We start from the raw sequence: 25,937 nt of genomic DNA, 5'->3' as shown, positions 1-25,937 counted from the left end.
CCCGCAGGACCGGGGCGTCGCGGGTGACGTTCGACCGGTCCTCAGCCGACCCGGTACTGCGCGACCTCCTCCGTGCGCAGGGTCAGACCGTGGCCGAGGCCCGCGCCGGGGGCGACGGTGCCGCCGGTGGGGTCCAGCGCGCCGTCGAAGAGCATGTCCTCGACCCGGACGTGGTCGTGGAACCACTCGATGTGCCGCAGGTTCACAACGGCGGCCGCCACGGCGGCGTGGGCGTGCGGCGCCCCGTGCGCCGAGATCTCCAGACCATGGGCCTCCGCGAGCGCCGCCGCCCGCAGGAACCCGGTGAGACCGCCGCAGCGCGTCGCGTCCGCCTGGAGGCAGTCCACCGCACCGGAGGTGATCAGACGCGCGAAGTACGGCAGGTCGTACCCGTACTCCCCGGCCGTCACGTCGCTGACCACGGCGTCGCGGACCAGCCGCAGCCCGTCCAGGTCGTCGGAGGACACCGGCTCCTGGAACCAGCCCACCCCGTGCTCCGCGAACGCGTGACCGACCCGCACGGCCTGCTTGCGGGTGTACGCCCCGTTCGCGTCGACGTACAGCTCGGCGTGGTCGCCGATGACGTGCCGGGCGGAGCGCACCCGGTGCAGATCGCGGGCCACCTCCCGCCCCCACTCCGCACCGACCTTGATCTTGACGCGCGGGATGTGCTGGCCGTGCACCCAGCCGTTGAGCTGTGCGGCCATGTGCGTGTCGTGGTACGTCGTGAAGCCGCCGCTGCCGTACACCGGCACCCGCTCCCGGCACGCCCCGAGCAGCCCCACCAGCGGCAGTTCCAGCAGCCTGGCCTTGAGGTCCCACAGGGCGACGTCCAGCGCCGAGATCGCGCACGAGGCGATGCCGGGGCGGCCCGTGTCGCGGACCGAGTGGCACAGGGCGTCGTGCACGGCCGGGATGTCCAGCGCGCTCCTGCCCTCCACCAGGGGTGCCAGCCGTTCGGTCAGGAAGTCGCCGACCGCCACCGGACCGTACGTCCAGCCGGTGCCGGTGGCATCACCGGCAGACACCTCGACGACCACCACCGTGGTGGTTTCCCAGGCCAGGGTGCCGTCCGCCTCGGGGGCGTCGGTCGGCACGGTGTAGACGGAGACGCCCGGTCGGTGCAGTTGCATGCTCGGACCGTCCTCCCTGCAGTCAGCCGGCCTGCTGGAGCTGCGGCAGCACCTTCGTGCGGTAGAAGTCGAAGAAGCCGCGCAGGTCGGGGCCGATCTGGTTGACGTAGATCCGGTCGAAGCCGGCGTCGGCGAACCGGCGCAGCTCGGCGACGTGCTCGTCCACGTCGTCCCCGCACACCCGGTTGCCTCCCACCATGTCCTCGGTGACCAGGCTCTGCGCCTGCTCGAAGTGCTTGGGCGAGGGCAGCACCTGGCCCAGTTCGCCGGGCAGCAGCTCGTTCGCCCACAGCCGGTGCACGGTGCGTACGCAGTCGTCGCGGTCGGTGCCGTAGCAGACTTTCGTGCCACCGCTGACCGGCTTCCCGCCGCCCCCGCCCTTGCGGTACTGCTCGACCATGGAGGCGTCCGGCATCATCGTGATGTAGCCGTCCCCGACGCGTGCCGCGAGTTTGGTCGCCGCCGGGCCGAAGCCGGAGATGTCGATCGGGACGGGCCCGTCCGGCACCGTGTACAGGCGGGCGTTCTCCACCGTGTAGTGCGTGCCGTGGTGGTTGACCTCCTCGCCCGTGAACAGCCGGCGCATCACCTGGATGGCCTCCTCCAGCATCCCCAGCCGTATGTGCGCGGGCGGCCAGGGGTCGCCGAGGATGTGCTCGTTCAGCGCCTCGCCCGTTCCCACGCCCAGCCGGAACTCCTCCGGCGACATCACCGCGGCGGTCGCCGCCGCCTGCGCCACCACCGCCGGGTGGACGCGCACCGTCGGACAGGTCACCGCCGTCCCCACCGGCAGGGACACCGCCTCCGACAGCGCGCCGAGCACCGACCACACGAAGGGACTCTGTCCCTGCGCGTCGCTCCACGGGTGGTAGTGGTCCGAGATCCACAGGGCCTGGAAGCCGGCCTGCTCGGCCATCCGCGCCTGCTCGATCAGCTCGGCGGGACCGTACTGCTCGCACGAGAGGAAATAGCCGTACTGGGGCATGGGGCCTGCCTCCGCGACATGGGCGGTTCGGGTCCGGGTCCGGGTACCCGGGCGGCCCGGCGGCAACCGGCGCACGTTTGGCGGCCCCGCCCGGGGGGACGCGGAAGTCTCCCGACGTACGCGACAGCGCCGGAGGCGAACCGTGAGTCGACCCCGCACAGTGATCGTCGGTGCCGGCTTCGCCGGTTACCGCACGGCCCGGACCCTGTCCCGGCTGGCCCGGGGCCGGGCCGAGATCGTCCTGCTCAACCCGACCGACTACTTCCTGTACCTGCCGCTGCTGCCGCAGGTGGCCGCCGGTGTGCTGGAGCCGCGCCGCGTCACGATCTCCCTCTCCGGCACGCTGCCGCAGGTGCGGCTGGTGCTGGGGGAGGCCGACCGCATCGACCTCGACGGGCGGCAGGTGCACTACACCGGCCCCGAGGGCGACGAGGGCACCCTGTCGTACGACCGGCTGGTGCTCGCGGCCGGCAGCGTCAACAAGCTGCTGCCGATCCCCGGGGTCGCCGAGCACGCACACGGCTTCCGCGGCCTGCCCGAGGCGCTGTACCTGCGCGACCACGTCACCCGGCAGGTGGAGCTGGCCGCCGCCACCGACGATCCCGGGCGGTGCGCCGCCCGGTGCACGTTCGTCGTGGTGGGCGCCGGCTACACCGGCACCGAAGTCGCCGCGCACGGGCAGCTGTTCACCGACGCGCAGGTGAGCCGGCACCCCCTGCGGAGCGGTATGCGGCCGCGTTGGATGCTCCTCGACATCGCCGACCGGGTCCTGCCCGAGCTGGACGAACGGCTCTCCCGCACCGCCGACACGGTGCTGCGCGAGCGGGGCGTGGACGTGCGGATGGGCACCTCCGTCAAGGAGGCCACGCGCGACGGGGTGCTGCTGACCGACGGGGAGTTCGTCCGGACGAACACCCTGGTGTGGTGCGTGGGCGTGCGGCCCGACCCGCTGGCCGAGTCGCTCGGGCTGCCCATGGAACGCGGCCGCCTGCTCGTCGACCCGCACCTTCAGGTGCCGGGCCGGCCGGAGGTGTTCGCCTGCGGTGACGCGGCGGCGGTGCCCGACCTGGAGAAGCCCGGCCAGTACACCCCGATGACCGCGCAGCACGCCTGGCGGCAGGGCAAGCTGTGCGCGCACAACGTCGCCGCGTCGTTCGGTGACGGTGAGCGGCGCGCCTACCGCCACAAGGACATGGGGTTCGTGGTCGACCTCGGCGGCGTCAAGGCGGCCGCGAACCCGCTGGGCGTGAACCTCTCCGGCGTGGCGGCGGGCGCGGTCACCCGCGGCTACCACCTGGCGGCGATGCCGGGCAACCGGGTACGGGTCGCGGCCGACTGGCTCCTCGACGCGGTACTGCCGCGCCAGGCCGTCCAGTTGGGGCTCGTACGGTCCTGGTCGGTGCCCCTGGACACGGCGTCGCCGGAACTGGCCCGGGTGCCGGGCGGAGGGGGCGGCGAGCCCGCGAGGCAGCAGTCGGGTGGCGCGTCGGCGACGAAGCGGCCGGGCGGCGGATCCGGGGAGCAGCCGTCGGGCGGTGAGCCCGCGAAGAACCAGCCGGGCGGTGAGCCCGCGAAGAACCAGCCGGGCGGTGAGCCTGCCAAGAACCAGCCGGGCGGTGAGCCCGCCAGGAGCCGGCCCGCCGTCAGCCCGCCGCCCGGTCAGCCGCCACCCGGACCCGACGTCGCGCCCGGCCCCGTCAAGCGCACCGATCACCCCGCCGAAGGAGACTCATGAACACCGGTGAACTCACCGAACTCGGGCAGCAGTTGAGGGTGGACAGCGTCCGCGCGGCGGCCGCCGCCGGCTCCGGGCACCCCACGTCGTCGATGTCCGCGGCGGACCTCATGGCCGTCCTGTTCGCCCATCACTTCCGCTACGACTTCGCACGCCCCGACCATCCCGCCAACGACCGCTTCGTCCTCTCCAAGGGCCACGCCTCGCCCCTGATGTACGCCACCTACAAGGCCGTCGGCGCCATCGACGACGAGGAGCTGCTCACCTTCCGCAAGAGCGGCAGCCGCCTCGAAGGACACCCCACCCCGCGGCAGTTGCCCTGGATCGAGACGGCCACCGGCTCGCTCGGCCAGGGCCTGCCCGTCGGTGTCGGCATCGCGCTGGCCGGGAAGCGGCTGGAGCACGCCGAGTACCGCGTGTGGGTGCTGTGCGGGGACAGCGAACTGGCCGAGGGGTCGGTGTGGGAGGCCGCCGAGCACGCCGCCTACGAGCACCTGGACAACCTCACGGTGATCGTGGACGTCAACCGGCTCGGCCAGCGCGGCCCCACCCGGCACGGTCACGACCTCGACGCCTACGCCCGCCGCTTCCAGGCCTTCGGCTGGCACACCGTCGAGGTCGACGGCCACGACGTGGACGCCGTCGACCGCGCCTACGGCGAGGCCGACTCCACCAAGGGCCAGCCCACCGCGATCCTCGCCCGCACCCTCAAGGGCAAGGGCGTCGCCGCGGTGCAGGACCGCGAGGGCCTGCACGGCAAGCCGCTGCCCGAGGCCGAGGAGGCCGTCGCCGAGCTCGGCGGCCCGCGCGACCTGCACGTCCGGGTGCGGCAGCCGTCCGCCGCCGGGTCACCGCCCGCCCGGGCCGCCGGGCACCTCGAACTGCCGCGGTGGGACAAGGGCGAGGAGGTGGCCACCCGCAACGCCTTCGGCGAGGCGCTGGCCGCGCTGGGCACCGCACGCGGCGACGTCGTGGCCCTCGACGGGGAGGTCGGGGACTCCACCCGCGCCGAGTTCTTCGCCAAGGCACACCCCGAGCGCTACGTCGAGTGCTACATCGCCGAACAGCAGATGGTCGCGACGGCCGTCGGTGTCGCGGCGCGCGGCTGGACGCCGTACGCCTCCACTTTCGCGGCCTTCCTCACCCGCGCCCACGACTTCGTCCGCATGGCGTCGATCAGCGGCTCCGGCCTCGCCCTCGTCGGCTCGCACGCGGGCGTCGCCATCGGCCAGGACGGCCCCAGCCAGATGGGCCTGGAGGACCTGGCGATGATGCGGTCGGTGCACGGCTCGACCGTGCTGTACCCGTGCGACGCCAACCAGACGGCCCGGCTGGTCGCCGCGATGGCCGACCTCGACGGGATCCGCTACCTGCGCACCTCGCGCGGCGAGAGCCCGGTGCTGTACGGGCCCGACGAGGACTTCCCGGTCGGCGGCAGCAAGGTGCTGCGCTCCTCCGACCACGACCGGTTCACCCTCGTCGCGGCGGGTGTCACCGTGCCGGAGGCGCTGGCGGCCGCGGACGCGCTGGAGGGCGAGGGCATCGCCGTACGGGTGATCGACCTGTACTCGGTGAAGCCGGTCGACCGGGAGACCCTGCGCGCGGCCGCCGAGGAGACGGGCTGCCTGGTGACGGTGGAGGACCACCGTCCGGAGGGCGGCCTGGGGGACGCGGTGCTGGACGCCTTTGCCGACGGGCGTCCGGTACCGCGTCTGGTGCGGCTGGCCGTGCGCAACATGCCCGGCTCCGCGTCCCCGGACGAGCAGCTGCACGCCGCCGGCATCGACGCCGAGTCGATCGCGGCGGCCGGCCGGCTGCTGGTGGGGGAGGCGATCGTGTCGTGAGCGACGGCGGTGCGCGCACCGTACGGGCCGGCCGCCGCTCCGTGCAGATCCACCGCCCGGACAAGGTGCTCTTCCCGGGCGGCGCGGACGCCGCGGCGTACACCAAGGGCGACCTCGTCGACTACCACCGGGCGGTCGCCCCGTACATGCTGCCGCACCTGCGGGGCCGTCCGCTGATGCTGGACCGCCGCCCGGACGGCGTCGACGGGCCGGCGTTCATGCAGAAGAACACCCCGGACGCCTACCCCGACTGGATCACCCGCGCCGAGGTCGCCAAGGAGGGCGGCACCGTCACGCACACCGTGTGCGACGACACCGCCACCCTTCTCCATCTGGTCGACCAGGCGAGCATCACCCTGCACCGCTGGCTGTCCCGCACCCGCCGGATCGACCGGCCGGACCGGCTGGTCTTCGACCTCGACCCGCAGGGCGACGACTTCGAGGCCGTGCGGGAGGCGGCGCGGCTGCTCGGCGGGCTGCTGGACGAGCTGAGGCTGCCCTCGGCCCCGATGACCACCGGCTCCCGCGGACTGCACATCGTGGTGCCGCTGAGCGGGGAGCACGACTTCGACGACGTGCGGGCCTTCGCCCGCGACGTCGCCGAGACGCTCGCCGCGGCCCACCCCGACCGGCTCACCACGGCCGCCCGCAAGAAGGACCGCGGCGACCGGCTCTACCTCGACGTGCAGCGCAACGCCTACGCGCAGACCGCCGTCGCCCCCTACACCGTCCGCGCCCTGCCCGGCGCGCCCGTCGCCACCCCGTTCCCCTGGGACCGGCTGGACGATCCGGACCTGCACGCCCGGCGGTGGACCGTCGCCGACGCCGTCGAGCAGGCGCGCAGCGACCCGTGGGCGGCCCTGCCGCGCCGCGGACGCGCCCTGGGGCCCGCGCGCCGTCGGCTGGCGGCGCTGCGCGGCTGAGCAGGCGGAGGTTTGGCGAACAGACTTGCGGCCACACGGAGGGGGAGGTGGCCATGTCGAACACGAAGAACACCGAAGAGCCACAGAGTGCACAGAAAACCCGCGACCCCGAGGGATCCGACGACTTGACGGACAACAGCGACCGCACCGAACGGCCCGGCCCGATGGAGCTGCTGCGTCTGGCACGCGGACAGCTCGCGGAACTCACCGGGAGGGAGGTCGAGTCCGTGTCGTCCTTCGAGCAGAACGAGGAGGGCTGGGCGTTCGAGGTCGAGGTGGTGGAACTGGAGCGAGTGCCCGACACGATGAGCCTGCTGGCGAGTTACCGCGTGCAGCTGGACCCCGAGGGCCGGCTCACCGGCTATCGGCGGGTCCGCCGCTACGAACGAGGCCGGGCCGACGCGCACCGGCCCGGCGGCCGCTAGACCGGCCGGTACCGCACCGGTACCCGGGGCGGCTCCGCGCCGGTCCTCGTGGCCGTACGCGTGACGGAGCGGGTTCCGCGGTCGTCCGGCAGCGGTGGTCCAGCCGTTCCGGAGCGGATCCACGGCCCCACGAGAAGTGCTCCGCGGGTCGCACGGACCGGGTCGCGGCCGTACGAACCGGGTCGCGGCCGTACGGACCGGGTCGCGGCCGTACGGGCCGGGTCGCGGTCGCACACAACAGGCGCACGACACCGCAGACAACAGCCCGCAGAGACCCACGAACCCGCACACAACACGGCACGCAACGCGACGGCACACAACACCGCACACAACACCGCACACAACACCGCACACAACCCTAGGAGGAATCAGCGGCATGACAGTCGTACCGGCACAACAGACCGGCGGTGGGGGCGGCAGCAGTGGCCTCTACGACGTGCTCGAACTCGTCCTGGACAGGGGGCTCGTCATCGACGCGTTCGTGCGCGTGTCCCTGGTCGGGATCGAGATCCTGAAGATAGACGTGCGGGTCGTCGTGGCCAGCGTCGACACGTATCTCCGCTTCGCCGAGGCGTGCAACCGGCTCGACCTGGAGGCCGGGCCGCGCAAGAGTCCGGGCCTGCCCGACGTCGTCGGCCAGGTCACCGAGTCCGGCGCCCGCGGCAAGTCCAAGGGAGTCCTGGCCGGCGCCGCCGAAAGCGTCTCCGACGCCTTCAGGTCGGTGCGCGAGGGCGGTTCGGACTCCGAGGAGGAGTCCCGTCCGCGGGCCCGCAAGAGCACCTCGGCCCGCCGGAAGGAGGAGCAGGAGTGAGCACCTACGTCTACGGCATCACGGCGGCGTCGCACCCCTCGCTCCCCGAGAACATGGGCGGTGTCGGCGAACCGGCGCGCCCGGTCCGCGTCCTGCGGGCGGGCGACCTGGCGGCCGTGGTCAGCGACGCCCCCGACGACCTGCGGCCCAAGCGCCGGGAACTGCTCGCCCACCAGAACGTGCTCGCCGAGGCCGGCGCGGGCGGCTGTGTGCTGCCCATGCGCTTCGGCAGCGTCGCCCCGGACGACGAGGCCGTCACCGGTGTCCTCGTCGAGCGCGCCGACCACTACGCGGAGCGGCTGCGGGCGCTGGACGGCCGGGTCGAGTACAACGTCAAGGCCCACCACGTGGAAGAGGCCGTACTGCACCACGTGATGGCCGGAAACCCGGAGATCCGCGCCCTCGCCGAAGCCAACCGCCTCTCCGGCGGCGGCAGTTACGAGCAGAAGATCCAGCTCGGTGAGATGGTCGCCGCGGCGGTCAAGGACAAGGAGGCCGAGGACGCGCAGGTACTGGAGCGCACCCTGGAGCCGGCCGCCGACGCGGTGAGCGTGGGCCCGGAGTCCACCGGCTGGCTCGCCAACGTGTCCTACCTGGTCGAGCGGGCGAGGGCGGAGGAGTTCCTGGCCGCCGTGGAACGGGCCCGCACGGACATGCCGCACCTCGAACTGCGGGTGAACGGCCCGCTGCCCCCGTACAGCTTCGTCGAGCCCGGCCCGGCCCAGCCGGCGGGCACCGCGGCCGGCGGGGCGGACGCCGGGGCGGAGTGACGACATGGGCCTGATCTCGGAACTGGCGCTGCTGCCGTTCGCCCCGGTGCGCGGCAGCGCCTGGGTCGTCCGGCAGGTGCTCCAGGAGGCGGAACGCCTGTACTACGACCCGGCGACGATACGGACCGAGCTGGCCCGGCTCGAAGAACTGCTGGAGGCCGGTGAGATCACCGAGGAGGAGTTCGACCGCCAGGAGGACGCCCTCCTCGACCGGCTGGAGACCGCGACCCGCACCGGCGCGGGCACCGGGGACGGGGGCCGCCGATGACCACCCCCAGCCGGCTCCCCGAGCCGTACGGACAGGGCGGCGGCGCCAACCTCGCCGACATCCTGGAAAGGGTGCTGGACAAGGGCGTCGTCATCGCGGGCGACATCCGCATCAACCTGCTCGACATCGAACTCCTCACCATCAAGCTGCGCCTCGTCGTCGCCTCCGTCGACAAGGCGAAGGAGATGGGCATCGACTGGTGGGAGTCCGACCCGGCGCTGTCCTCGCGCGCCCGCAGCGACGAACTGGCGAAGGAGAACGCCGAGTTGCGTGAACGGCTGGCCCGGCTGGAGGCACTGGAGCCGCGCCGCGCACAGGAGGAGGCCCCATGACCGGACTGCGGTACGTCTACGCGGTCTGCCGGCCCTTCGGCACACCGCTCCAGGCGCAGCTGACCGGGGTCGGGGGCGACCCGCCCCGGCTGCTGCCGCACCACGACCTGGTGGCCGTGGTCAGCCACGTCCCCGAGGCGGACTTCGCCGAGGAACCGCTCCGGGCCCACCTGGAGGACCTCGACTGGCTGACCGCGGTCGCCCGCGCCCACCAGGGCGTGATCGACGCGCTCACCACCGTCACCACTCCGCTGCCGCTGCGGCTCGGCACCGTCTTCCGCGACGACAGCGGGGTACGGACGATGATCGAGGCGCGGGAGGAGAGCTTCCGGCGCACCCTGGACCGGCTGGAGGGCCGGGTCGAGTGGGGCGTGAAGGTGTACGTGGAGTCCGGACCGGAGGAGCGGGCGCCCGCCCCGCCCGCTCCCCGGCCCGCCTCCGGCCGGGACTACCTGCGGCAGCGGCGGACGGCGAGCCGCGCGCAGGACGACCTGTGGCGGCGGGCCGAGAATTTCGCGACCCGGCTGCACGAGACCCTTTCCGAATGCGCCGAGGACTCCCGGATCCACGCCCCGCAGAACCCCGCGCTCTCCGGCGCCTCCGGCCGCAATGTGCTCAATGCCGCCTATCTGGTGCCCCGCACGCAGTCCGAGGAATTCGTGGAAAGGGTGGACCGGACGAAGGACGGCGAGCCCGGAATACGCGTGGAACTCACCGGGCCCTGGGCGGCCTATTCGTTCGCCGGTGAGGAAACGTCCGGGGAGGAGGAGCGGTGACCGTCGTCGAACGCCGCGAGATCGCGCTGGTGGACCTGCTCGACCGGCTCCTCGCCGGTGGCGTCGTCATCACCGGCGACATCACCCTGCGCATCGCGGACGTCGATCTGGTGCGCATCGACCTCAACGCGCTCATCAGCTCGGTGAACGCGCAGGTGCCCTCGCCGTTCGAGGAGGTGTCGCGTTGACCACCCGACCCGACGACCGCCGCGTCGAGCCGCACGACGGCCGGCGCAAGCGGCTGGAGCTGGAGCCGGACACCGTCGAACGCGACCTGGTGAAACTGGTCCTCACGGTCGTGGAACTGCTGCGCCAGCTCATGGAGCGCCAGGCGCTGCGCCGCTTCGACGAAGGGGGCCTGACCGAGGAGCAGGAGGAACGGATCGGGCTCACCCTCATGCTGCTCGAGGACCGCATGGCGGAACTGCGGGACCGCTACGGACTGCGGCCCGAGGACCTGAACCTGGACCTCGGGCCGCTCGGACCACTGCTTCCGCGGGACTGAACCCGCCGCGCCACGCCACACCGTTCCAGGGACCCGGGTCCGCATCCACTGCGGAGCCGGGTCCGCGGCGTCTGCGGGTCCGGGTCGGCGGCGTCTGCGCGGCCGGGTCCGCGCACGCTCGCGCGGCGCCAGGTCCGCGGACGCCGCCGAAAACGACGGCGACCCGGTTCCGGGAAAATCCCGGAACCGGGTCGCCTAGACGCCCGTCAGATCACCAACGGTACCAGCGGCCCCTGCCCCCGCCTGCCGTCGTACTGCGCATGAAGAATCCCAGCAGCCATACGATCAGGACCGCCAGAGCGATCCACCAGAGAACCTTTACGGCGAATCCGGCACCGAAAAGGATCAGCGCCAGCAGCAGAACAAGAAGAATGGGAACCATAGTGTCAACCTCCTGACCCTCTGGTTGCCCGTAAAAAGCGATTCAGGCTTCCTTCCGGCAGAGAATTTCGCCGTGCAGCACGCTGAACCACCCGTCGTCCGCCTCGCCCCAGGCGCGCCAGGCCCCGGCGATCTCCCGCAGCTGCTCCCGGGTGGCGTGACCGCCCTCCACGGCCCGGTCGGCGTACGCCGACGCCTCGGTGCGCTCGGCCCACAGACCGCTCCACCAGGACCGTTCACCGGCGGTCGCGAAGGTCCAGGTGCCCGACGTGGCGGTGATGTCCGTGCAACCCGCGGCCAGCGCCCAGGACTTCAGCCGCCGCCCGGCGTCCGGCTCGCCGCCGTTGGCGCGGGCCACCCGCCGGTACAGGTCGAGCCAGCGGTCCAGGCCCGGCGACAGCGGATACCAGGTCATCGCCGCGTAGTCCGAGTCCCGGACGGCCACGTAACCGCCCGGCCGGGTCACCCGCAGCATCTCGCGCAGCGCCCGCACCGGATCCCCGACGTGCTGGAGCACCTGGTGGGCGTGGACCACGCAGAACGTGTCGTCCGGGAAGTCCAGCGCGTGCACGTCCCCGACCGCGAAGTCGGTGTTCGTCAGCCCCCGCTCGCCGGCCACCGCCCGGGCCCGCTGAAGGATCCCCGGCTCCCGGTCGACTCCGGTGACGTGGCCCTCGGGCACGAGACCGGCCAGGTCGGCGGTGATCGTCCCGGGCCCGCACCCGATGTCCAGGATCCGCATGTGCGGCTGGAGCACCCCGAGGAGGTACGCCGCCGAGTTCTCGGCGGTCCGCCATGTGTGCGACCGCAGTACCGACTCGTGGTGACCGTGCGTGTAGACGGCCGTCTCCCGCGCCTCGGGCATGACGGGCCCACCCCTTCCACTTCGTTGGCGATCACTCGGTAGGAGATCGCTCGGTAGGAGATCACTCACGCTACGCGCACAGGCCGAATAATGAGACCCGCGTATCGCATGCTGGATGAGATGCAGGTCCGAAACCCGTTTGCCCCTCGCGCCGGCCACCCCGCAGAATCCCCCCATGGGCCATCTGGAAGCAGCACACCTGGAGTACTACCTCCCCGACGGGAGGGCCCTCCTGGGCGACGTGTCCTTCCGGGTGGGGGAGGGCGCCGTGACGGCCCTGGTCGGGCCCAACGGCGCGGGCAAGACGACGCTGCTCCGCCTCCTCGCCGGCGAGCTGAAGCCGCACGGCGGATCCGTCACCGTCACCGGCGGGCTCGGCGTCATGCGCCAGTTCGTCGGCTCCGTGCGCGACGAGACGACCGTGCGCGACCTCCTCGTCTCCGTCGCGCCGCCCCGCATCCGGGAGGCGGCGCGCGCCGTCGACCGGGCCGAGCACGCCGTCATGACGGTCGACGACGAGGCCGCGCAGCTGTCGTACGCGCAGGCGCTCGCCGACTGGGCCGAGGTGCGCGGCTACGAGGCCGAGACGCTGTGGGACATGTGCACCACGGCCGCGCTGGGCGTGCCGTACGAGAAGGCGCAGTGGCGCGAGGTGCGCACCCTCTCCGGCGGCGAGCAGAAACGCCTCGTCCTGGAGGCGCTCCTGCGCGGCACCGACCAGGTGCTCCTGCTCGACGAACCCGACAACTACCTCGACGTACCCGGCAAACGCTGGCTGGAGGAACGGCTCGCGGAAACCCGCAAGACCGTCCTGTTCGTCTCCCACGACCGCGAACTCCTCGCCCGCGCCGCCGAACGCATCGTCTCCCTGGAGCCGGGTCCCGCCGGCGCCGACGCCTGGGTGCACGGCGGCGGCTTCGCCACCTACCACGAGGCACGCCGTGAACGCTTCGCCCGCTTCGAGGAGTTGCGCAGGCGCTGGGACGAGAAGCACGCCCAGCTCAAGAAACTCGTACTGAACCTGCGGCAGGCCGCGTCCGTCAGCCACGAGATGGCCTCCCGCTACCAGGCGGCCCAGACCAGGCTCCGCAAGTTCGAGGAGGCCGGCCCTCCGCCGGAGCCGCCGCGCGAGCAGAACATCACGATGCGGCTGAAGGGCGGCCGCACCGGAGTGCGCGCGGTCATGTGCGAGCAGCTCGAACTCACCGGCCTGATGAAGCCGTTCGACCTGGAGGTGTTCTACGGCGAACGGGTCGCCGTGCTCGGCTCCAACGGCTCCGGCAAGTCGCACTTCCTGCGCCTGCTCGCCGGCGACGACGTGACGCACACCGGCGGATGGCGGCTCGGTGCCCGTGTCGTCCCCGGCCACTTCGCGCAGACCCACGCGCACCCGGAACTCGAGGGCCGCACGCTGCTGGACATCCTGTGGACCGACCACGCCCAGGACCGCGGCGCCGCCATGTCGCGGCTGCGCCGCTACGAGCTGACCGGCCAGGCCGAGCAGACCTTCGAACGGCTCTCCGGCGGCCAGCAGGCCCGCTTCCAGATCCTGCTGCTCGAACTCCAGGGCGTCACGGCGCTGTTGCTCGACGAGCCGACGGACAACCTCGACCTGGAGTCCGCCGAGGCGCTTCAGGAGGGCCTGGAGGCCTTCGAGGGCACCGTCCTCGCGGTCACCCACGACCGCTGGTTCGCCCGCTCCTTCGACCGCTTCCTCGTCTTCGGCAGCGACGGCAGGGTCAGGGAAACGCCGGAACCGGTGTGGGACGAACGCCGGGTGGAGCGCGCGCGGTAGACGCGCCGCCCCCGCACGCCCACCTGGTCACATCGCCGGTCATCCGTCCGGTGGCGGCGGCCACCGGGTCGGCGGGGCCTGGGTCCGGGCCACCCGTCCCGACACCAACACCGACACCAACACCATGGGGCTTCCCTCTTTGAACGTGCGCGACGGTCCGCGATCGTGCGCGCCGGTCTTTGCACGTGCGCGCAGGTCACTTCCAGCGCAGCAGCGCCCCCAGCCCGCCGACCGGCGCGTCCCGCGGCGCGTCCGGCGCGAGGCTCACCGCCAGCGCGGGCGCGTCGGTGGCGACCGCCGAGCGGATCAGCGCGTCGTCCGCGCGGGCCGACCACGAGTTCTGCTCACCGAGCACCTTCAGATCCGTACGCCGCACCGCCACCTGGTCCGGGTCCTCACCGATCCACACCTCACGGTGCGCGTCCGGCCCGTCGGGGCGGATCAGCAGTTCGTCGATGCGGTGCTCGCGGGCGGCTTCGACCAGCGCGGGAACGCCTTCCACGGCACCGGCCCGGCCCTCGTCGTCGGGGCTGCGGGCGGCGAGGAACCGCTCCACCTCGGCGGCCGCGCGCTCACCGATGTGGTCGGCGCGGATCCGCTCGACGTCCTCGTCGAGCAGCCTGCTGCCGGCACCGCGTGACGCCTCGACCACCATGTCGTGCAGCCGCTGCGGCAGCCGCTCGTGAACGGAGCGCTGCTCACGGTCCTCACCGACCAGGATCAGCAGGTCGGCGCCGGTCTCCTCCTGGCAGACGGCGAGCGCGTCGGCGATCTCCGCGGCGTTGTGCTCCCAGGTGTTCTCCACCCGCAGCTGGAAGTGGCGCTCCGACCAGTCGACCGACCCGGTCCGGTGCAGCGGCCACTGCCGCCCGGTGACCGAGCCGACGTCGTCCCGGCCGAGGGCGCTGCGCAACTCGAAGTCCGCACCCTTGCGGTCCACGTAGGCGACCACGCACACCGGGTCCTCACCGGCGAGCTCCAGCAGCGGCGCGACCCGGGGCAGCGGCGCCCACTCGGCCCAGTCACGGCCCGGCGACCGGGCCAGCGGCGGATCGAGAACCACCTCGCCGTCCCGCGCGAACAGGGCGCGCCCGTGCGGCTCGGTGGAGTGCCGCAGCTCCTCCAGCGCGTGGCGCACCGCCTGGCACGTCGCCTCGTCGGCGCCCTGGACGGCCAGCTCCCGGGCCATCGCCTGGGCCGTCAGCTGCCGCTCCTGAGGGGTGGTCTCCGTGTGCCGGGAGGTGTCGACGTAGACGGAGGCCCAGGGGCCGGGGCGTTCGTAGAGTGGATGCAGGAAAGCGAGTTCCATGGTCCCTCCCGGTTGCTGCTCCGATGGTGCCTGTGCGGACCGGGCGGGTACCCGGACGGCATGAACGCACACGACGAGCGGGGCACCACGATGACCGGAGTCGAGCCCGACCGCCTGGACGACCAGCAGCTCATGAAGGAACTGGAGACCATCCACCGCACGCGGCACGACACGCTGCTGTACGGCTCCAACGACGCGCTGCGCGCCCACAACGAGCGCATGGCCCAGCTGGAGGGCGAGTACCTGCGCCGCAACCCGCGCCGCCCGGTGGCGGCGGGCCGCACCCGCGAGGGAGCCCGTGAACGCGGCTCCGCCGACACGACGACGCCCACGACACCCGGCACCTGACACCTCACGGCCCCGGGCGCACGCCCCGACCAGGCATGCCCCTGGACCGGGACACGCGCCGGACACACGCCCGGGAGACAGGCTGAGGACAGACACGCTCCCGGAACCACGCCCCGGACAGGCACGCCTCCGCACCCGCACGCGCGTCCCGGACGCACGCCCAGGCCGAGCACGCCCCGGACTCGCGCCGGACGCACGCCCGGGAGACAGGCCCAGGACAGACACGCTCCCGGAACCACGCCCCGGGCGCACGCCCCGAACGCACGCCCCGGACAAGCGACCGGGGCTCGCCGAGAAGCGAGCCCCGGTGCAGGCGGCCTGATGCGGGCGGCCGTCAGGCCGGTGGTCGCCGGTGACACCGGCCGTAGCGGCCGTGCGGCGTCAGGCCGGTGTCAGGCCGGTGTCAGGCGTGCTGCGCCGCCCCTTCCTTCGCGAACACCTCCAGATACGTGGCGCAGAACGCCTTCAGGTCGTCCGGCTTGCGACTCGTGACCAGCTTGTTCGACCCGTGGTCGCAGACCTTCACCTGCTCGTCGACCCAGGTCCCGCCCGCGTTGCGGATGTCCGTCCGCAGGCTCCGCCAGCTGGTCAGCTCGCGCCCCCGGACCACATCGGCCTCGACCAGGGTCCACGAGGCGTGGCAGATCGCGGCGACCGGCCGGCCCTGCTGGAAGAAGTCCCGCACGAACGCGACGGCCTTCTCGTCCATGCGCAGGAAGTCCGGGTTGGCCACCCCGCCCGGCAGCACCAGCCCGTCGAAGGAGTCCGCCGACGTGTCGCCGACCACCTCCTGCACGGGGAAGGTGTCCGCCTTGTCGAGGTGGTGGAACGCCTGGATCTTCCCGGGCCGCGTCGACACCAGCACGGCCTCGTGACCGGCGTCCACGGCGGCCTTCCACGGCTCGGTCAGCTCGACCTGTTCGACGCCCTCGGGCGCGGTCAGAAATGCGATGCGCATGGTGGTCCTACATCCCTTCGTCTGCTTTCGGCGGCTCGCTGCGCGCTGTGCCGCTCTCGTCCGGCTCCGCACGGCTGATGTCGGCCAGTGCCGAGCCGGGATCCTGCGCCTCGGCCAGATCGCCGAGACTGACCAGCCCGACCGGCAGTCCGCCCTCGATCACCGGAATCCGCCGAATGGCGTGCTCCCGCATCAGGGCGACGGCCCTCGGCACCGGGTCGTCCGGCGCCAGCGTCACCGGGTTCGGGGTGCACACCGAGCCGGCGCTCACCCCGAGCGGGTCCGCGCCCTCGGCGACCGCCCGGACGGTGATGTCCCGGTCGGTGAGCACGCCGACGACCCGCTGCCCGTCGGCCACCACGACGTCGCCGATGTGCTGCGCGCGCATCAGCTGCGCCGCCTCGACGATCGAGGCGTCCGGACGCACGGCGACCACGCCCGGCGTCATCACGTCCTTGACGAACTCGGCCATGGCTCACGGCCCTTCCTCCGGCACCGGCCGACGGGGCTCGCGTCCGCCCGTCCGCCGCGGGCGCGTCCGGACGCGGAACCGCCGTGGCCGGCCGGTCACGCGTTCTCCGTCTCCCGGTACCGGGTCAGCGCCTCGGCCAGCTCCTGGACGCTGCCGTAACGGGCCTGCCGCGGCAGCCGCTCCAGCGCCTCGATGAGCGCGTCGGGCGCGTGCCGCCGGTCCAGGGCCCGCATCAGCTCCCGGGGACCCGCGGGGAACGCCCCGCGGCCCAGGATCCTGGCCAGCTCCAGTCGCACCGACTCCAGTGACGTCGGGCCCCGGCTCGGTGTCACCGGTCCGCGCGCGACCTCCGGGTCGTCGTCGGCGTACGGCTCCGGGTCGTGCCACTCCTCGGTGCGGGTGGGGTGCCCGGACCGCAGCAGGCCCTGCAGTTCGTGCTTCATCTCGTCGTCGCGGTGGACGCTGAGCCGGTCACTGCCTCGCTGCATGTCTCCCTCCAGATCCTTCGGGGGTGGGCTCCGCGTACCCGGCAGGCGCGGGCCGACACGGGCTCTCGCGACCGGATCGGCACGGGCTCTCGCGACTGGATCGGACGGGTTCACGCGACTGGATCGGCACGGGCTCTCGCGACCGGATCGGCACGGGCCGGGTTTGGCCGCCGGGCACGGGGAGACCCGACACCGCACGCCCCCCGCGCCTCCTGGAAAGGACCGGCCATGGCGGTGCTCGCCGTGCTCATCCCCCTGTCCATGCTCGGCGTGATCCTAGTGCTGGGCCGCTACGAAGAGCTTCTGCTGCCGTCCCCGCGGACCGATGTGGAGCCCGCTGAGAACGGGGTGGGACGTTTGGGGCGGTGACGTGCGGGCAGGCGGACTCGCAGTGCTTCGGACAGAAGGCACGCCCGTGGCGGCGGCACACGACCGCTCCGGGCGCACCCGTCCCCGAGCAGTGCGCCCGCCACGGTGACCGTCCGTCCCCGCCCCAGGGAGCTGCGACGCACCATGCCGACCACAGCCACCGCGAAGCGCCACCCGCACGACGACGCCCCCGACACCGCGGAGGCCTTCCGCAGGCTCGCGGCACTGCCGCCGGGCGAAGAACGCGACGAACTGCGTGACCGGATCGTCGAGGCGTGGCTGCCCATGGCCGACCGTCTCGCCGGACGTTTCCGCAGCCGCGGCGAGAGCCTCGACGACCTGCGCCAGGTCGCCGCTCTCGGCCTGGTGAAGGCGGTCGACCGGTACGACCCCGCGCTCGGCAACGCCTTCGAGAGCTACGCCGTGCCGACCGTCACCGGCGAGATCAAGCGGCACTTCCGCGACCACATGTGGACCGTGCACGTACCGCGGCGCGTCCAGGAACTGCGCAACCGCGTCCGGCGCGCCTCCCAGGACCTCGCCGCCACCACATCAGGCCGCCCGCCCACCGTGACCGAGATCGCCGAGCACAGCGCGCTGAGCGAGGACGACGTCCGCACCGGGCAGCAGGCCCTGGACAGCTTCTCCGCCCTGTCCCTGGACGCCCAACTGCCCGGCAGCGACGACGGCTTCTCGCTCGCCGACGCCCTCGGCGCGCCCGACCCCGCGCTGGACACCGTCGTCGACCGCGAGGCCGTCAAGGAACGGCTCGCGGCACTGCCGGAACGCGAGCGGGCCATCCTCTACATGCGGTTCTTCGGCGACATGACGCAGAGCAGCATCGCCGAGGAACTGGGCATCTCCCAGATGCACGTCTCCCGCCTGATCAGCCGCTCCTGCGGGCGGGTGCGGGAGCAGGTGATGGGCGACGCCGAGGCGTAGCCGCCGCTTCACCCACTCGGGCGTGCCCGGTCCCGCCAATGGCGTGCGAACGCGCGCGGCGGGCCGACGGGCGGGCTGTGATGGCGGGGGAGCGCGACCCACCGCCGCGCCCCGCCCGTCGCTCGAAGGAGCCCGCACCATGCGCCGCACCGCCCGTGCCCTGACCCTCGCCGCCGTCGCCGGCACCGCGCTCGGCGCGCTCGCGCCGGCCGCGTCCGCGGGAACCGTCCCGGGCAGCGGACCCTCGTGGGGCACCGCCACCCACGCACCGTGCCCGACCCCTCAGGGACAGCAGTGGGAGGGGTACGTGCCGAAGGGCGGCGAAACGGGGGCGGCCGAACCGGACGCCCTCGAACCCGACGCCGCGGCGCCGGAAGCGGCCGTACCGGACGGCACGGCCTTCGACGAACTGATCCCGGACCCGGGCGAGGACGTTCCGGCCGAGGAGGTCCCGGCGGAGGAGGTCCCGGCCGAGGACGGTGCGCAGATCCCCGCACCCCCCGGCGGCGCGTCCCCCGCCGCCGGGGCCGCGGCCGCCCCGAGCGCCCCGCAGCACACCGGCACGGCGCACACCGGCACGGCGCACACCGGCACGGCGCACACCGGGCCGACGACCGCCCCGCCGAAGCCGACGACCGCCCCTCCGAAGCCGACGCCGCCCGGGAAGACCCCGTCGAAGGAGCCCGACCCGAAGGAGACCCACTGCGCCGACGCCCCGGTGCACCGGGGCGTCCACGCGGGCGAGGGCGGCACCTTCACCGATTCCGTGCCCGCCCTGGCCGCAGGCGGCCTGCTGATCGCGGGCGCCCTCGGCGCCGCCGCGCACCGCCTGTACCGGGACCGGACCGGCCGCCCGGACGCCTGACGTCCGCCGCGCTTCCCGCAACCGCCGTACCGCCGTGAACCGCGCGACCCGAACCGGCCCCCATGGCTCGCGGCACGATGGGTACTGACTCCGGGGGCACCAGGAAGGTGCCGGGGCGGCACCAGGGACTGCGGAGGTAGGGATGCGGCGGACGGACCCGGAGAGCCACGGCCCCGTCCGCTTCGGGCCGCCGGTCCCCGACGACGGGCTGCCCGTCCTGCCCGAGCTGACGGCCGTCCTCGCCGCCGCGGCCTCCCGCGCCGACGCCGAGCCGGTCGGCGGCGGCCCCGCGCTCCTGGACGCCGCCCGCGGCTTCGGCGAACGGCGCGGACTGCCCGCCGGCCGCACCGCCGTCGCCCCCGGCGCCCCCGCCCTGCTGGTGGCGCTGACCGCCGCCATCGGCGGCGACGTACTGGTGCCCAGACCCTGCGCAGCCTGGTGGGCGCCCTACGCCCGCCTGCTCGGCCGGCCCGCCTTCCACGTGCCGACTCCGGCCGAGAGCGGCGGCGTCCCGGACCCGTACGCCCTGCTGGAGACCGTCCGACGGGTGCGCGACGAGGGCGGCGACCCGCGCCTGCTGGTGCTCTCCGTCGCCGACGACCCCACCGCCACCGTCGCCCCGCCCGAACTCCTCCACGAGACCCTGGAGGCCGCCACCGGCGAAGGGCTGCACCTGGTCAGCGACGAGACCTGGCGCGACACCCTGCACGACCCGCACGGCACCGTGCTGCTCAGCCCCGCCGAGATGCTGCCCGACCGGGTCACCGTCGTCACCGACCTGGCCGGCGCGCTGCTCCCGCCGGGCTGGCCGGTCGCGGTGGCCCGCTTCCCGGCGGGCGCCGGCGGAGCGGCGCTGCACGCGCGTGCGCTCGACGTGCTCACCGCACTCGACGCACGGGTCCCCGGTCCCGTCGCCGCTGCGGCCGCCTACGCGCTGTCCGAGCCGGAACCGGTCACCGCGCGCGTCGCCGCCACGGTGCGCCTGCACGCGCGCGTGGCCGCCGCCGCGCACCGGGCCGTGGTCGCCGCGGGCGCCCTGGCCCGGCCCCCGTCCTGCGGCCGCCACCTGTACCTCGACCTCAGCCCGCTGGCCCCCGCGCTCACCGCCCGCGGCATCGGCGACGCCCAGGAACTGGAGGACTTCCTCACCGCCCGGCTCGGCATGCCCGCGCCGGGCGGTCACCGCTTCGGCGACGGCCTGGAGGTGCCGCGCGTGCGCCTGTGCACCGCGCCGCTGCTGGGCGACACCGCCGAACAGCGCGCGCAGGCACTGCACGCACCCGCACCCCTGGAACTGCCGCAGGTGCGAGCCGCGCTCGCCCACCTGACATCGGTCTTCGACGATCTTTCGTGACGACGCTCGGCGATGGGAGTCTCCTCGATGACGCAGCGGCCCGAGTCGACCACCGGCACGGCCACCCCGGAACCACCGGCCGTCCCCTCCCCCCTGGCCCCCGCGCACCCCCCACTGGCCGAACCCCGCCCGCTCGCCGAACGCCGGGTGTGGCCGCGCACCTTCCACGACCGGCTCACCGCCCCCCTGCCCGGCCTGAAGGCCATGGCCCGCTTCGCCCGCGAAGGCTCCGTACGGCCCACCCGGGACGGCCTCGCCGACATCCCCCGACTGCCCTGCGCCCCCGCCCCGCTGCCCCGTGCGGACGCCCGCACCGTCGCCGTCACCTGGGCCGGGCACGCCAGCTGGGTGGTGCGGATCGGCGGACTCACCGTCCTCACCGACCCGGTGTGGTCCCGCCGGATCCTCGGCACCCCGGCCCGCATCACGCCCGTCGGAGTCGCCTGGGAGGACCTGCCGCGCATCGACGCGGTCGTCATCAGCCACAACCACTACGACCACCTCGACGCCCCCACCGTGCGCCGACTCCCGCGCGACACCCCGGTGTTCGTGCCCGCCGGGCTCGCCCGCTGGTTCCACCGCCGCCGGTTCACCCGCGTCACCGAACTGGACTGGTGGGAGGCCGCCGAACTGCGTCCGGAGGGCAGTGGCGGGCGACGGCCGGGAGTGCGGTTCGACTTCGTGCCGGCCCACCACTGGTCCAAGCGCTCCCTCACCGACACCTGCCGCTCCCTGTGGGGCGGCTGGGTGCTCACCGACCCCGACGGGCGGCGCGTGTACTTCGCCGGTGACACCGGCTACGGCCACTGGTTCTCCCGCATCGGCCGCCGCCACCCGGGCATCGACCTCGCGCTGCTGCCCATCGGCGCCTACGACCCCCGCTGGTGGCTGGCCGACGTGCACTGCGACCCGGAGGAGGCGGTGCGCGCCTGCCAGGACCTCGGCGCGCGCCGCATGGCACCCATGCACTGGGGCACGTTCGTCCTCTCCGCGGAACCCGTCCTGGAACCGCTCACCCGGGTACGCGCCGCCTGGGAGAAGGCGGGCCTGCCCCGCGAGGACCTGTGGGACCTGCCGGTGGGCGCCTCCCGCGTCCTTGAGTGACCGGCGGAAGGGACGGCGGCGTCACTCCGCCGCCGTCCCCCGCAGCCGCCGCCACACACTCGGCACGGCGCTGATCAGCACGGTCAGCACGACCGCCGCGAGCACGCCCTCCCACGGCTCGGCGAACAGCGAGCCGCCGAGCACACCGATCAACTGGTACGTCACCGCCCAGGCCAGACAGGCCGGCAGATTGCCGCGGACGAAGCGGCGCAGCGGCCACTGCGCGAGCAGACAGGCCAGCATCACCGGGAGGCGCCCGGCCGGCATCAGCCGGGACAGCACCAGCACCGCCACCCCGTGGTCGGCGAGTTTGCGTTGCGCCTGCGCCAGCCGGTCCTCCGGGGCACGCGACCGGATCGCCTCCAGCCAGCGCGAGCCGTTCCTCGACCGCATCCCGCGCCGGCCCAGCCAGTACAGGGCCACGTCCCCGAGGAACGCGGCCAGCGACGCCGTCACGAACACCAGCGCCATCGAGAACGGCGCCGTCTGGTGGACGGCGACCACGGCCGCCGAACTCACCAGCGCGCCCGTCGGAACGACCGGCACCAGCGCCCCGATCAGCACCAGCAGGAACAGCGAGGGATAGCCGATCGCCTGCTGGGTCGACTCCGGCGCCACGGCCGGCACGACCGCCAGCGCGGCCGCCGACGACAGGGACGCGCCGGCCGCGGGCCCCGGGGCGGCGGGCAGGATCACCGCGCGACCTCCAGGCGCACGCTCTCTCCGTGCCCGAGCCGGTGCACCGTCGCGCCGGGCGCGTACCGGGCCGCCAGTCGCTCGAACTCCTGGCCCGGCGCGTGGAATTCGTGCGGGCGCACGGCGTCCATCCCGATCGGCCAGTACGTGCCGTAGTGCACCGGCACCGCGCTGGGCGCCCCCAGCCGGGCCAGTGCCTCGGCCGCGCGCCCCGCGTCCAGATGCCCCTCGCCGAGGTACGGACCCCAGCCGCCGACCGGGAGCAGCGCCACGTCGACCGGTCCGACCTCCTTGGCCATCGCGTCGAACAGACCGGTGTCCCCGGCGAAGTACGTCCGCGCCTCACCTTCCAGGACGTAGCCGAGGGCGGGGGAGCGGTGCGGTCCGACCGGCAGCCGCCGCCCGTCGTGCCGCGCGGGCACGGCCCGTACCGCCAGGCGGCCGACCGTCGTCACCTCGCCGGGCGCCACCTCCGTCACGTCGAGATGCCGGAGCCGGCGCAGCCCCGGCACCGCGCGTCGTGCGCCCCGGGGCACGAGCAGGCGCGTGCCCGGGGCGAGCCGGGCCAGCGACGGCACGTGCAGATGGTCCGCGTGCAGGTGGGAGACGAGGGCCACGTCCGCGTGCCGGGCCTCGTCGGGCGGCACCGCGCCGCGCCGGCGCCGCAGGTGCGCGAGCCGGCGGGCGAACAGCGGGTCGGTGAGCACGCGGGTGTGCGAGTCCTGCACCGTGCAGGTGGCGTGCCCCCACCAGGTGATGTCCACCGGCACTTCACCGCCTCCTTCGCGCGACTCCCCGAAGCCTACGTGCAGGAGTAGGGTCGGCGACGAAACCGGAGGTGAGGGGGCGCCATGGGGCCGGTGCGGGTGACGGCGATCGCGAGTCTGACGCCGCTGGTGGAACTCGACGCGGAGCCCTTCCTCGTGGACTCCCGCAGCCAGCACGCCATGTGCGCCCGCTGGGCCGCCGAGCACGGCTACGTGGTGGTCCGCGAACTCCTGGTACGGGGACTGCGCGCCGACCACTGCGTGCTGTGGGAGGGCGTGCGTCCCGGCACCGACCTGTTCGTCGCGCCCAGCCTGCGGGTGCTGGAACGCGCCCTGGCCTCCGTCGAGGAGTTCACCGAGGAGTGCGCGCGGCGCGGGGTGCGCGTGGAGACCGTGGGCCGCGCCGAACCGTCGTACGACGCGGCGATGAAGGCGTGTGTGCACCGCAGGCTGTCCATGCCCACCGCCGGCTACGACGGCCGCTGAGCCGCCGCGGTCCGCACGGTCGGGGACAAAACGGCTCTTCCGGTCGTTGTGGCAGGGTGGGGGCGGGCCAGAGCTCCGTCAGGGTGACGGACGGACCGGGACGTGAGGTGTGCGGGGCGTGGGTGGCGGGCGTTGGCGACGGGTCGCCAGTCAGATCGGGCGGAGCGTCGCCGTGTGGGCGGTCTCCACGCTCACCATGCTGCTGCTCGCCGGGATCCTGCCGGACTTCCGGCTGCGCTCGGCGGACGGCGACAGCGCCACCGACATCGCCGTCACCGCCGCCCTCGGCGCCGGCGCCTTCGGTCTGCTCTCCGCGCTGGTCTGGCCGCTGCTGGTGCGCCTGTTGCTGCTCGTGCCGGCGCTCGTCCTCGGCCTGCTGGTGTTCTTCCTCAACGGCGCCCTGCTCTGGCTGGCCCTGCGCGTCAACCCGGTCGAACGCGGCGCGGCCGCACCGGAGACGGCGGTCGTGGTCGCCGCGGTCATGTCCGCGGTCGCCTCGGCCACCGGTGCCGCTCTCGCCGTCCGCGACGACGACGCCTACCGCCGCCGCCTCTACCGCCTCGCCGACCGCAGACGGCGCTCCACCCCGCCCTGCCCGGCCACGCCCGGCACGGTCTTCCTGCAACTCGACGGCGTCGGCCACGACGTGCTGCTGGACGCGGTCGGCAAGGGGCTGATGCCGACCGTGGCGCGCTGGCTCGGCACCGGCAGCGGCGGCGACCGCCCCTCCCACCGCCTCACGCCCTGGCGCACCGACTGGTCCAGCCAGACCGGCGCCAGCCAGCTCGGCATCCTGCACGGCAGCAACCACGACGTCCCCGCCTTCCGCTGGTACGAGAAGGCCCGCCGCGAGGTGATGGTCTGCAACCGGCCCACCAGCGCCGCCGAACTCCAGGCCCGCGCCATCGAGTACTCCGGGCACGCCGGGCTCCTCGCCCACGACGGCGCAAGCCGCGGCAACCTGTTCGGCGGCGGCGCCGCCGAACAGGCCCTGGTGCTGTCCATCGCCACCCGCCGCCGCGGCCCCGCGGCCCGCTCCCGCGCGGGCTACTTCGCCTACTTCTCCGACCCCGCCAACGCCGTGCGCACCGCCCTGTCCTTCGTCGCGGAGGTGTGCCGCGAGGTCGGCCAGTCCACGCGGTCCCGGTTCCGGGGGCAGCGGCCGCGCGTCTCGCGCGGCGGGCTCTACCCGTTCGTCCGCGCCTTCGCGACCGTCGTCGAACGGGACGTGGTGGTGGCGGCCGTGACGGGCGACCTGCTCGCCGGCCGCACCGCCGTCTACGCCGACCTGGTCGCCTACGACGAGGTCGCCCACCACTCCGGCCCGGCGAGCAGGGACGCCGAGAAGGTCCTCCAGCGTCTGGACCGCTCCCTCGCCCTGATCGAGAACGTCGCCGAGCACGCCCCGCGCCCCTACCGCATCGTCGTCCTCTCCGACCACGGGCAGAGCCCCGGCGAGACCTTCCGCTCCCGCTACGGCCTCACCCTCGGCGACCTGGTGCGCGCCGGCTGCGGACTGCCCGTGCCGCGCCGCGCCGGGCGCACCCACAGCGGCGCCGAGGCCCGCGCGGCCGTCCGGGCGGCACTGCGCCGGCCCGTCGAGGAGGGGGCCGAGCACTACCGGCCCACGCGTGGTTCGGAACCCGTCGTGCTGGCCTCCGGCAACCTGGGCCTGGTCTCCTTCCCGGACGTGCCGCACCGCATGACCAAGGAGGAGATCGACGCCCGCCACCCCGCGCTGCTGCCGACCCTCGCCAACCACCCCGGCATCGGTTTCCTCCTGGTCCGCAGCGAACGGCACGGCGGGGTCGTGCTCGGCGCGTACGGCGCGGAGATCCCGCTGGACCGACTGGACGACCAGCCGGGCCCGCTGGCCGCGTTCGGGCCCGGTGCCGCCGACGTGGTGCGCCGCACCCACACCTTCCCGCACACCGCCGACATCATGGTCAACTCCTTCCACGACCCGGCCGACGGCGAGGTCCTCGCCTTCGAGGAGCAGATCGGCTCCCACGGCGGTCTCGGCGGTGCCCAGTCCCGCCCCTTCCTGCTCTCCCCGCTCGCCCTGTCCGCCCCGGTCGCCGACGGCACCGAACTCGCCGGTGCCGAGCGGATCCACGAGGTACTGCGCCGCTGGCTGACCGAGTCGGGCGCGGCGGCGGCGCCGGCTCCCGGCGACCGGGAACGCGCGGCCTGACCCGCGGCGCCGCCCGGCTCCCGTCCCGCGGGGACCC

Annotated in this window: 29 protein-coding genes and 1 pseudogene; 20 read left to right on the top strand and 10 right to left on the bottom strand. The window is 74.0% G+C overall.

The window, feature by feature from the left end; genetic code table 11:
- Positions 1–41 precede the first annotated feature (41 nt).
- On the bottom strand, positions 42–1,133 hold the full coding sequence (locus FGW31_RS04750; RefSeq protein WP_142192069.1) for an enolase C-terminal domain-like protein: 1,092 nt from the start codon (positions 1,131–1,133) through the stop codon (positions 42–44).
- Between the two features lie 22 nt (positions 1,134–1,155).
- The gene (locus FGW31_RS04745; RefSeq protein ID WP_142192068.1) at positions 1,156–2,118 is read right to left on the bottom strand and encodes a TIGR03557 family F420-dependent LLM class oxidoreductase; all 963 of its coding nucleotides are present in this window, start codon (positions 2,116–2,118) and stop codon (positions 1,156–1,158) included.
- A 142-nt stretch (positions 2,119–2,260) separates the two neighbouring features.
- Here FGW31_RS04745 and FGW31_RS04740 point away from each other — a divergent pair, with 142 nt between their 5' ends.
- The 11 genes from FGW31_RS04740 (at position 2,261) to FGW31_RS04690 (ending at position 10,507) form a co-directional block, all read left to right on the top strand.
- On the top strand, positions 2,261–3,853 hold the full coding sequence (locus tag FGW31_RS04740) for an NAD(P)/FAD-dependent oxidoreductase (protein WP_142192067.1): 1,593 nt from the start codon (positions 2,261–2,263) through the stop codon (positions 3,851–3,853).
- Entirely contained in the window at positions 3,850–5,697 is a 1,848-nt protein-coding gene (locus FGW31_RS04735) for a transketolase (protein ID WP_142192066.1), read from the top strand. Before FGW31_RS04740 ends, FGW31_RS04735 begins: the two co-directional genes overlap by 4 nt.
- On the top strand, positions 5,694–6,620 hold the full coding sequence (ligD, locus tag FGW31_RS04730) for a non-homologous end-joining DNA ligase (protein ID WP_142192065.1): 927 nt from the start codon (positions 5,694–5,696) through the stop codon (positions 6,618–6,620). Before FGW31_RS04735 ends, ligD begins: the two co-directional genes overlap by 4 nt.
- A 53-nt stretch (positions 6,621–6,673) precedes the next feature.
- On the top strand, positions 6,674–7,045 hold the full coding sequence (gvpO, locus tag FGW31_RS04725) for a gas vesicle protein GvpO (protein WP_142192064.1): 372 nt from the start codon (positions 6,674–6,676) through the stop codon (positions 7,043–7,045).
- Positions 7,046–7,421: 376 nt separating this feature from the next.
- Complete coding sequence (locus FGW31_RS04720; RefSeq protein WP_142192063.1) at positions 7,422–7,856, top strand: gas vesicle structural protein GvpA; 435 nt, start codon at positions 7,422–7,424, stop codon at positions 7,854–7,856.
- Positions 7,853–8,626, top strand: coding sequence for a GvpL/GvpF family gas vesicle protein (locus tag FGW31_RS04715; RefSeq protein WP_142192062.1), 774 nt, complete (start codon positions 7,853–7,855; stop codon positions 8,624–8,626). The genes FGW31_RS04720 and FGW31_RS04715 overlap by 4 nt, the downstream gene beginning before the upstream one ends.
- A 4-nt stretch (positions 8,627–8,630) precedes the next feature.
- Positions 8,631–8,894: a gas vesicle protein GvpG gene (locus FGW31_RS04710; RefSeq protein ID WP_142192061.1), complete on the top strand. Its 264-nt coding sequence runs from the start codon at positions 8,631–8,633 to the stop codon at positions 8,892–8,894.
- On the top strand, positions 8,891–9,226 hold the full coding sequence (locus FGW31_RS04705; protein ID WP_142192060.1) for a gas vesicle protein: 336 nt from the start codon (positions 8,891–8,893) through the stop codon (positions 9,224–9,226). Before FGW31_RS04710 ends, FGW31_RS04705 begins: the two co-directional genes overlap by 4 nt.
- Positions 9,223–10,002, top strand: a complete 780-nt coding sequence (locus FGW31_RS04700; RefSeq protein ID WP_142192059.1) for a GvpL/GvpF family gas vesicle protein — start codon at positions 9,223–9,225, stop codon at positions 10,000–10,002. Before FGW31_RS04705 ends, FGW31_RS04700 begins: the two co-directional genes overlap by 4 nt.
- Positions 9,999–10,190, top strand: a complete 192-nt coding sequence (locus tag FGW31_RS04695) for a gas vesicle protein (RefSeq protein WP_142192058.1) — start codon at positions 9,999–10,001, stop codon at positions 10,188–10,190. Before FGW31_RS04700 ends, FGW31_RS04695 begins: the two co-directional genes overlap by 4 nt.
- The gene (locus tag FGW31_RS04690; protein ID WP_142192057.1) at positions 10,187–10,507 is read left to right on the top strand and encodes a gas vesicle protein K; all 321 of its coding nucleotides are present in this window, start codon (positions 10,187–10,189) and stop codon (positions 10,505–10,507) included. Before FGW31_RS04695 ends, FGW31_RS04690 begins: the two co-directional genes overlap by 4 nt.
- A gap of 211 nt (positions 10,508–10,718) precedes the next feature.
- On the opposite strand, the gene FGW31_RS04685 is transcribed toward FGW31_RS04690, so the two are convergent.
- The gene (locus FGW31_RS04685; protein ID WP_142192056.1) at positions 10,719–10,889 is read right to left on the bottom strand and encodes a hydrophobic protein; all 171 of its coding nucleotides are present in this window, start codon (positions 10,887–10,889) and stop codon (positions 10,719–10,721) included.
- Between the two features lie 42 nt (positions 10,890–10,931).
- Positions 10,932–11,753 carry a methyltransferase domain-containing protein gene (locus tag FGW31_RS04680; RefSeq protein ID WP_142192055.1) on the bottom strand — a complete coding sequence of 274 codons (822 nt, stop codon included), beginning with the start codon at positions 11,751–11,753 and terminating at the stop codon, positions 10,932–10,934.
- Between the two features lie 175 nt (positions 11,754–11,928).
- Between FGW31_RS04680 and FGW31_RS04675 the strand changes: the two genes are divergently transcribed.
- Positions 11,929–13,548 carry an ABC-F family ATP-binding cassette domain-containing protein gene (locus tag FGW31_RS04675; RefSeq protein WP_142192054.1) on the top strand — a complete coding sequence of 540 codons (1,620 nt, stop codon included), beginning with the start codon at positions 11,929–11,931 and terminating at the stop codon, positions 13,546–13,548.
- Positions 13,549–13,744: 196 nt separating this feature from the next.
- Here FGW31_RS04675 and FGW31_RS04670 read toward each other — a convergent pair whose 3' ends face one another.
- Positions 13,745–14,857, bottom strand: a complete 1,113-nt coding sequence (locus FGW31_RS04670) for a baeRF2 domain-containing protein (protein ID WP_142192053.1) — start codon at positions 14,855–14,857, stop codon at positions 13,745–13,747.
- Between the two features lie 60 nt (positions 14,858–14,917).
- Here FGW31_RS04670 and FGW31_RS04665 point away from each other — a divergent pair, with 60 nt between their 5' ends.
- A complete protein-coding gene (locus FGW31_RS04665; protein WP_142192052.1) occupies positions 14,918–15,205 on the top strand; it encodes a DUF6158 family protein in 288 nt (95 codons plus the stop codon).
- Positions 15,206–15,608: 403 nt separating this feature from the next.
- Here the strand turns inward: FGW31_RS04665 and FGW31_RS04660 are convergent, their stop codons facing one another.
- From FGW31_RS04660 to FGW31_RS04650, 3 genes are all read right to left on the bottom strand, one after another.
- Positions 15,609–16,163, bottom strand: a complete 555-nt coding sequence (locus FGW31_RS04660; RefSeq protein ID WP_142192051.1) for a type 1 glutamine amidotransferase domain-containing protein — start codon at positions 16,161–16,163, stop codon at positions 15,609–15,611.
- 7 nt (positions 16,164–16,170) lie between these two features.
- Complete coding sequence (locus FGW31_RS04655) at positions 16,171–16,635, bottom strand: CBS domain-containing protein (RefSeq protein ID WP_142192050.1); 465 nt, start codon at positions 16,633–16,635, stop codon at positions 16,171–16,173.
- A gap of 95 nt (positions 16,636–16,730) precedes the next feature.
- A complete protein-coding gene (locus tag FGW31_RS04650) occupies positions 16,731–17,123 on the bottom strand; it encodes a DUF2795 domain-containing protein (RefSeq protein WP_142192049.1) in 393 nt (130 codons plus the stop codon).
- 228 nt (positions 17,124–17,351) lie between these two features.
- Between FGW31_RS04650 and FGW31_RS34920 the strand changes: the two genes are divergently transcribed.
- The 5 genes and pseudogenes from FGW31_RS34920 to FGW31_RS04630 all read left to right on the top strand — a co-directional run bounded on the left by FGW31_RS34920 (position 17,352) and on the right by FGW31_RS04630 (position 21,757).
- Positions 17,352–17,492: a hypothetical protein gene (locus FGW31_RS34920; RefSeq protein ID WP_182674466.1), complete on the top strand. Its 141-nt coding sequence runs from the start codon at positions 17,352–17,354 to the stop codon at positions 17,490–17,492.
- Between the two features lie 144 nt (positions 17,493–17,636).
- Positions 17,637–18,434 carry an RNA polymerase sigma factor SigF gene (locus FGW31_RS04645; protein ID WP_142192048.1) on the top strand — a complete coding sequence of 266 codons (798 nt, stop codon included), beginning with the start codon at positions 17,637–17,639 and terminating at the stop codon, positions 18,432–18,434.
- Between the two features lie 139 nt (positions 18,435–18,573).
- Positions 18,574–19,299: a hypothetical protein gene (locus FGW31_RS04640; protein WP_142192047.1), complete on the top strand. Its 726-nt coding sequence runs from the start codon at positions 18,574–18,576 to the stop codon at positions 19,297–19,299.
- A gap of 142 nt (positions 19,300–19,441) precedes the next feature.
- Positions 19,442–20,684, top strand: a pseudogene (locus tag FGW31_RS04635) (aminotransferase class I/II-fold pyridoxal phosphate-dependent enzyme).
- Positions 20,681–21,757: an MBL fold metallo-hydrolase gene (locus tag FGW31_RS04630; protein WP_142192045.1), complete on the top strand. Its 1,077-nt coding sequence runs from the start codon at positions 20,681–20,683 to the stop codon at positions 21,755–21,757. Before FGW31_RS04635 ends, FGW31_RS04630 begins: the two are co-directional and overlap by 4 nt.
- A 21-nt stretch (positions 21,758–21,778) precedes the next feature.
- On the opposite strand, the gene FGW31_RS04625 is transcribed toward FGW31_RS04630, so the two are convergent.
- Positions 21,779–22,411, bottom strand: coding sequence for a DedA family protein (locus FGW31_RS04625; RefSeq protein ID WP_142192354.1), 633 nt, complete (start codon positions 22,409–22,411; stop codon positions 21,779–21,781).
- A 38-nt stretch (positions 22,412–22,449) separates the two neighbouring features.
- Positions 22,450–23,223: an MBL fold metallo-hydrolase gene (locus FGW31_RS04620; RefSeq protein ID WP_142192044.1), complete on the bottom strand. Its 774-nt coding sequence runs from the start codon at positions 23,221–23,223 to the stop codon at positions 22,450–22,452.
- 81 nt (positions 23,224–23,304) lie between these two features.
- On the opposite strand from FGW31_RS04620, the gene FGW31_RS04615 reads away from it, so the two are divergent.
- Both FGW31_RS04615 and FGW31_RS04610 read left to right on the top strand, forming a co-directional pair.
- Positions 23,305–23,706 carry a hypothetical protein gene (locus FGW31_RS04615; RefSeq protein WP_142192043.1) on the top strand — a complete coding sequence of 134 codons (402 nt, stop codon included), beginning with the start codon at positions 23,305–23,307 and terminating at the stop codon, positions 23,704–23,706.
- A gap of 109 nt (positions 23,707–23,815) precedes the next feature.
- The gene (locus FGW31_RS04610) at positions 23,816–25,900 is read left to right on the top strand and encodes a phage holin family protein (protein ID WP_142192042.1); all 2,085 of its coding nucleotides are present in this window, start codon (positions 23,816–23,818) and stop codon (positions 25,898–25,900) included.
- Positions 25,901–25,937: the final 37 nt, after the last annotated feature.

The organism is Streptomyces calvus, from assembly GCF_006782915.1.
GTDB classification, from domain to species: Bacteria; Actinomycetota; Actinomycetes; order Streptomycetales; family Streptomycetaceae; genus Streptomyces; species Streptomyces calvus.
Note: the sequence above shows the minus strand (reverse complement) of the source record. Positions and strands in the feature narration are given on the sequence as shown.

Coding starts and splice junctions, on each gene's coding strand:
- FGW31_RS04650 (WP_142192049.1), bottom strand. CDS start 17,123: ATGCAGCGAGGCAGTGACCGGCTCAGCGTCCACCGCGACGACGAGATG.
- gvpO (WP_142192064.1), top strand. CDS start 6,674: ATGTCGAACACGAAGAACACCGAAGAGCCACAGAGTGCACAGAAAACC.
- FGW31_RS04660 (WP_142192051.1), bottom strand. CDS start 16,163: ATGCGCATCGCATTTCTGACCGCGCCCGAGGGCGTCGAACAGGTCGAG.
- FGW31_RS04640 (WP_142192047.1), top strand. CDS start 18,574: ATGCGCCGCACCGCCCGTGCCCTGACCCTCGCCGCCGTCGCCGGCACC.
- FGW31_RS04745 (WP_142192068.1), bottom strand. CDS start 2,118: ATGCCCCAGTACGGCTATTTCCTCTCGTGCGAGCAGTACGGTCCCGCC.
- FGW31_RS04630 (WP_142192045.1), top strand. CDS start 20,681: ATGACGCAGCGGCCCGAGTCGACCACCGGCACGGCCACCCCGGAACCA.
- FGW31_RS04735 (WP_142192066.1), top strand. CDS start 3,850: ATGAACACCGGTGAACTCACCGAACTCGGGCAGCAGTTGAGGGTGGAC.
- FGW31_RS04710 (WP_142192061.1), top strand. CDS start 8,631: ATGGGCCTGATCTCGGAACTGGCGCTGCTGCCGTTCGCCCCGGTGCGC.
- FGW31_RS04680 (WP_142192055.1), bottom strand. CDS start 11,753: ATGCCCGAGGCGCGGGAGACGGCCGTCTACACGCACGGTCACCACGAG.
- FGW31_RS04675 (WP_142192054.1), top strand. CDS start 11,929: ATGGGCCATCTGGAAGCAGCACACCTGGAGTACTACCTCCCCGACGGG.
- FGW31_RS04665 (WP_142192052.1), top strand. CDS start 14,918: ATGAACGCACACGACGAGCGGGGCACCACGATGACCGGAGTCGAGCCC.
- FGW31_RS04655 (WP_142192050.1), bottom strand. CDS start 16,635: ATGGCCGAGTTCGTCAAGGACGTGATGACGCCGGGCGTGGTCGCCGTG.
- FGW31_RS04645 (WP_142192048.1), top strand. CDS start 17,637: ATGCCGACCACAGCCACCGCGAAGCGCCACCCGCACGACGACGCCCCC.
- FGW31_RS04705 (WP_142192060.1), top strand. CDS start 8,891: ATGACCACCCCCAGCCGGCTCCCCGAGCCGTACGGACAGGGCGGCGGC.
- FGW31_RS04750 (WP_142192069.1), bottom strand. CDS start 1,133: ATGCAACTGCACCGACCGGGCGTCTCCGTCTACACCGTGCCGACCGAC.
- FGW31_RS04700 (WP_142192059.1), top strand. CDS start 9,223: ATGACCGGACTGCGGTACGTCTACGCGGTCTGCCGGCCCTTCGGCACA.
- FGW31_RS34920 (WP_182674466.1), top strand. CDS start 17,352: ATGGCGGTGCTCGCCGTGCTCATCCCCCTGTCCATGCTCGGCGTGATC.
- FGW31_RS04670 (WP_142192053.1), bottom strand. CDS start 14,857: ATGGAACTCGCTTTCCTGCATCCACTCTACGAACGCCCCGGCCCCTGG.
- FGW31_RS04720 (WP_142192063.1), top strand. CDS start 7,422: ATGACAGTCGTACCGGCACAACAGACCGGCGGTGGGGGCGGCAGCAGT.
- FGW31_RS04615 (WP_142192043.1), top strand. CDS start 23,305: ATGGGGCCGGTGCGGGTGACGGCGATCGCGAGTCTGACGCCGCTGGTG.
- FGW31_RS04685 (WP_142192056.1), bottom strand. CDS start 10,889: ATGGTTCCCATTCTTCTTGTTCTGCTGCTGGCGCTGATCCTTTTCGGT.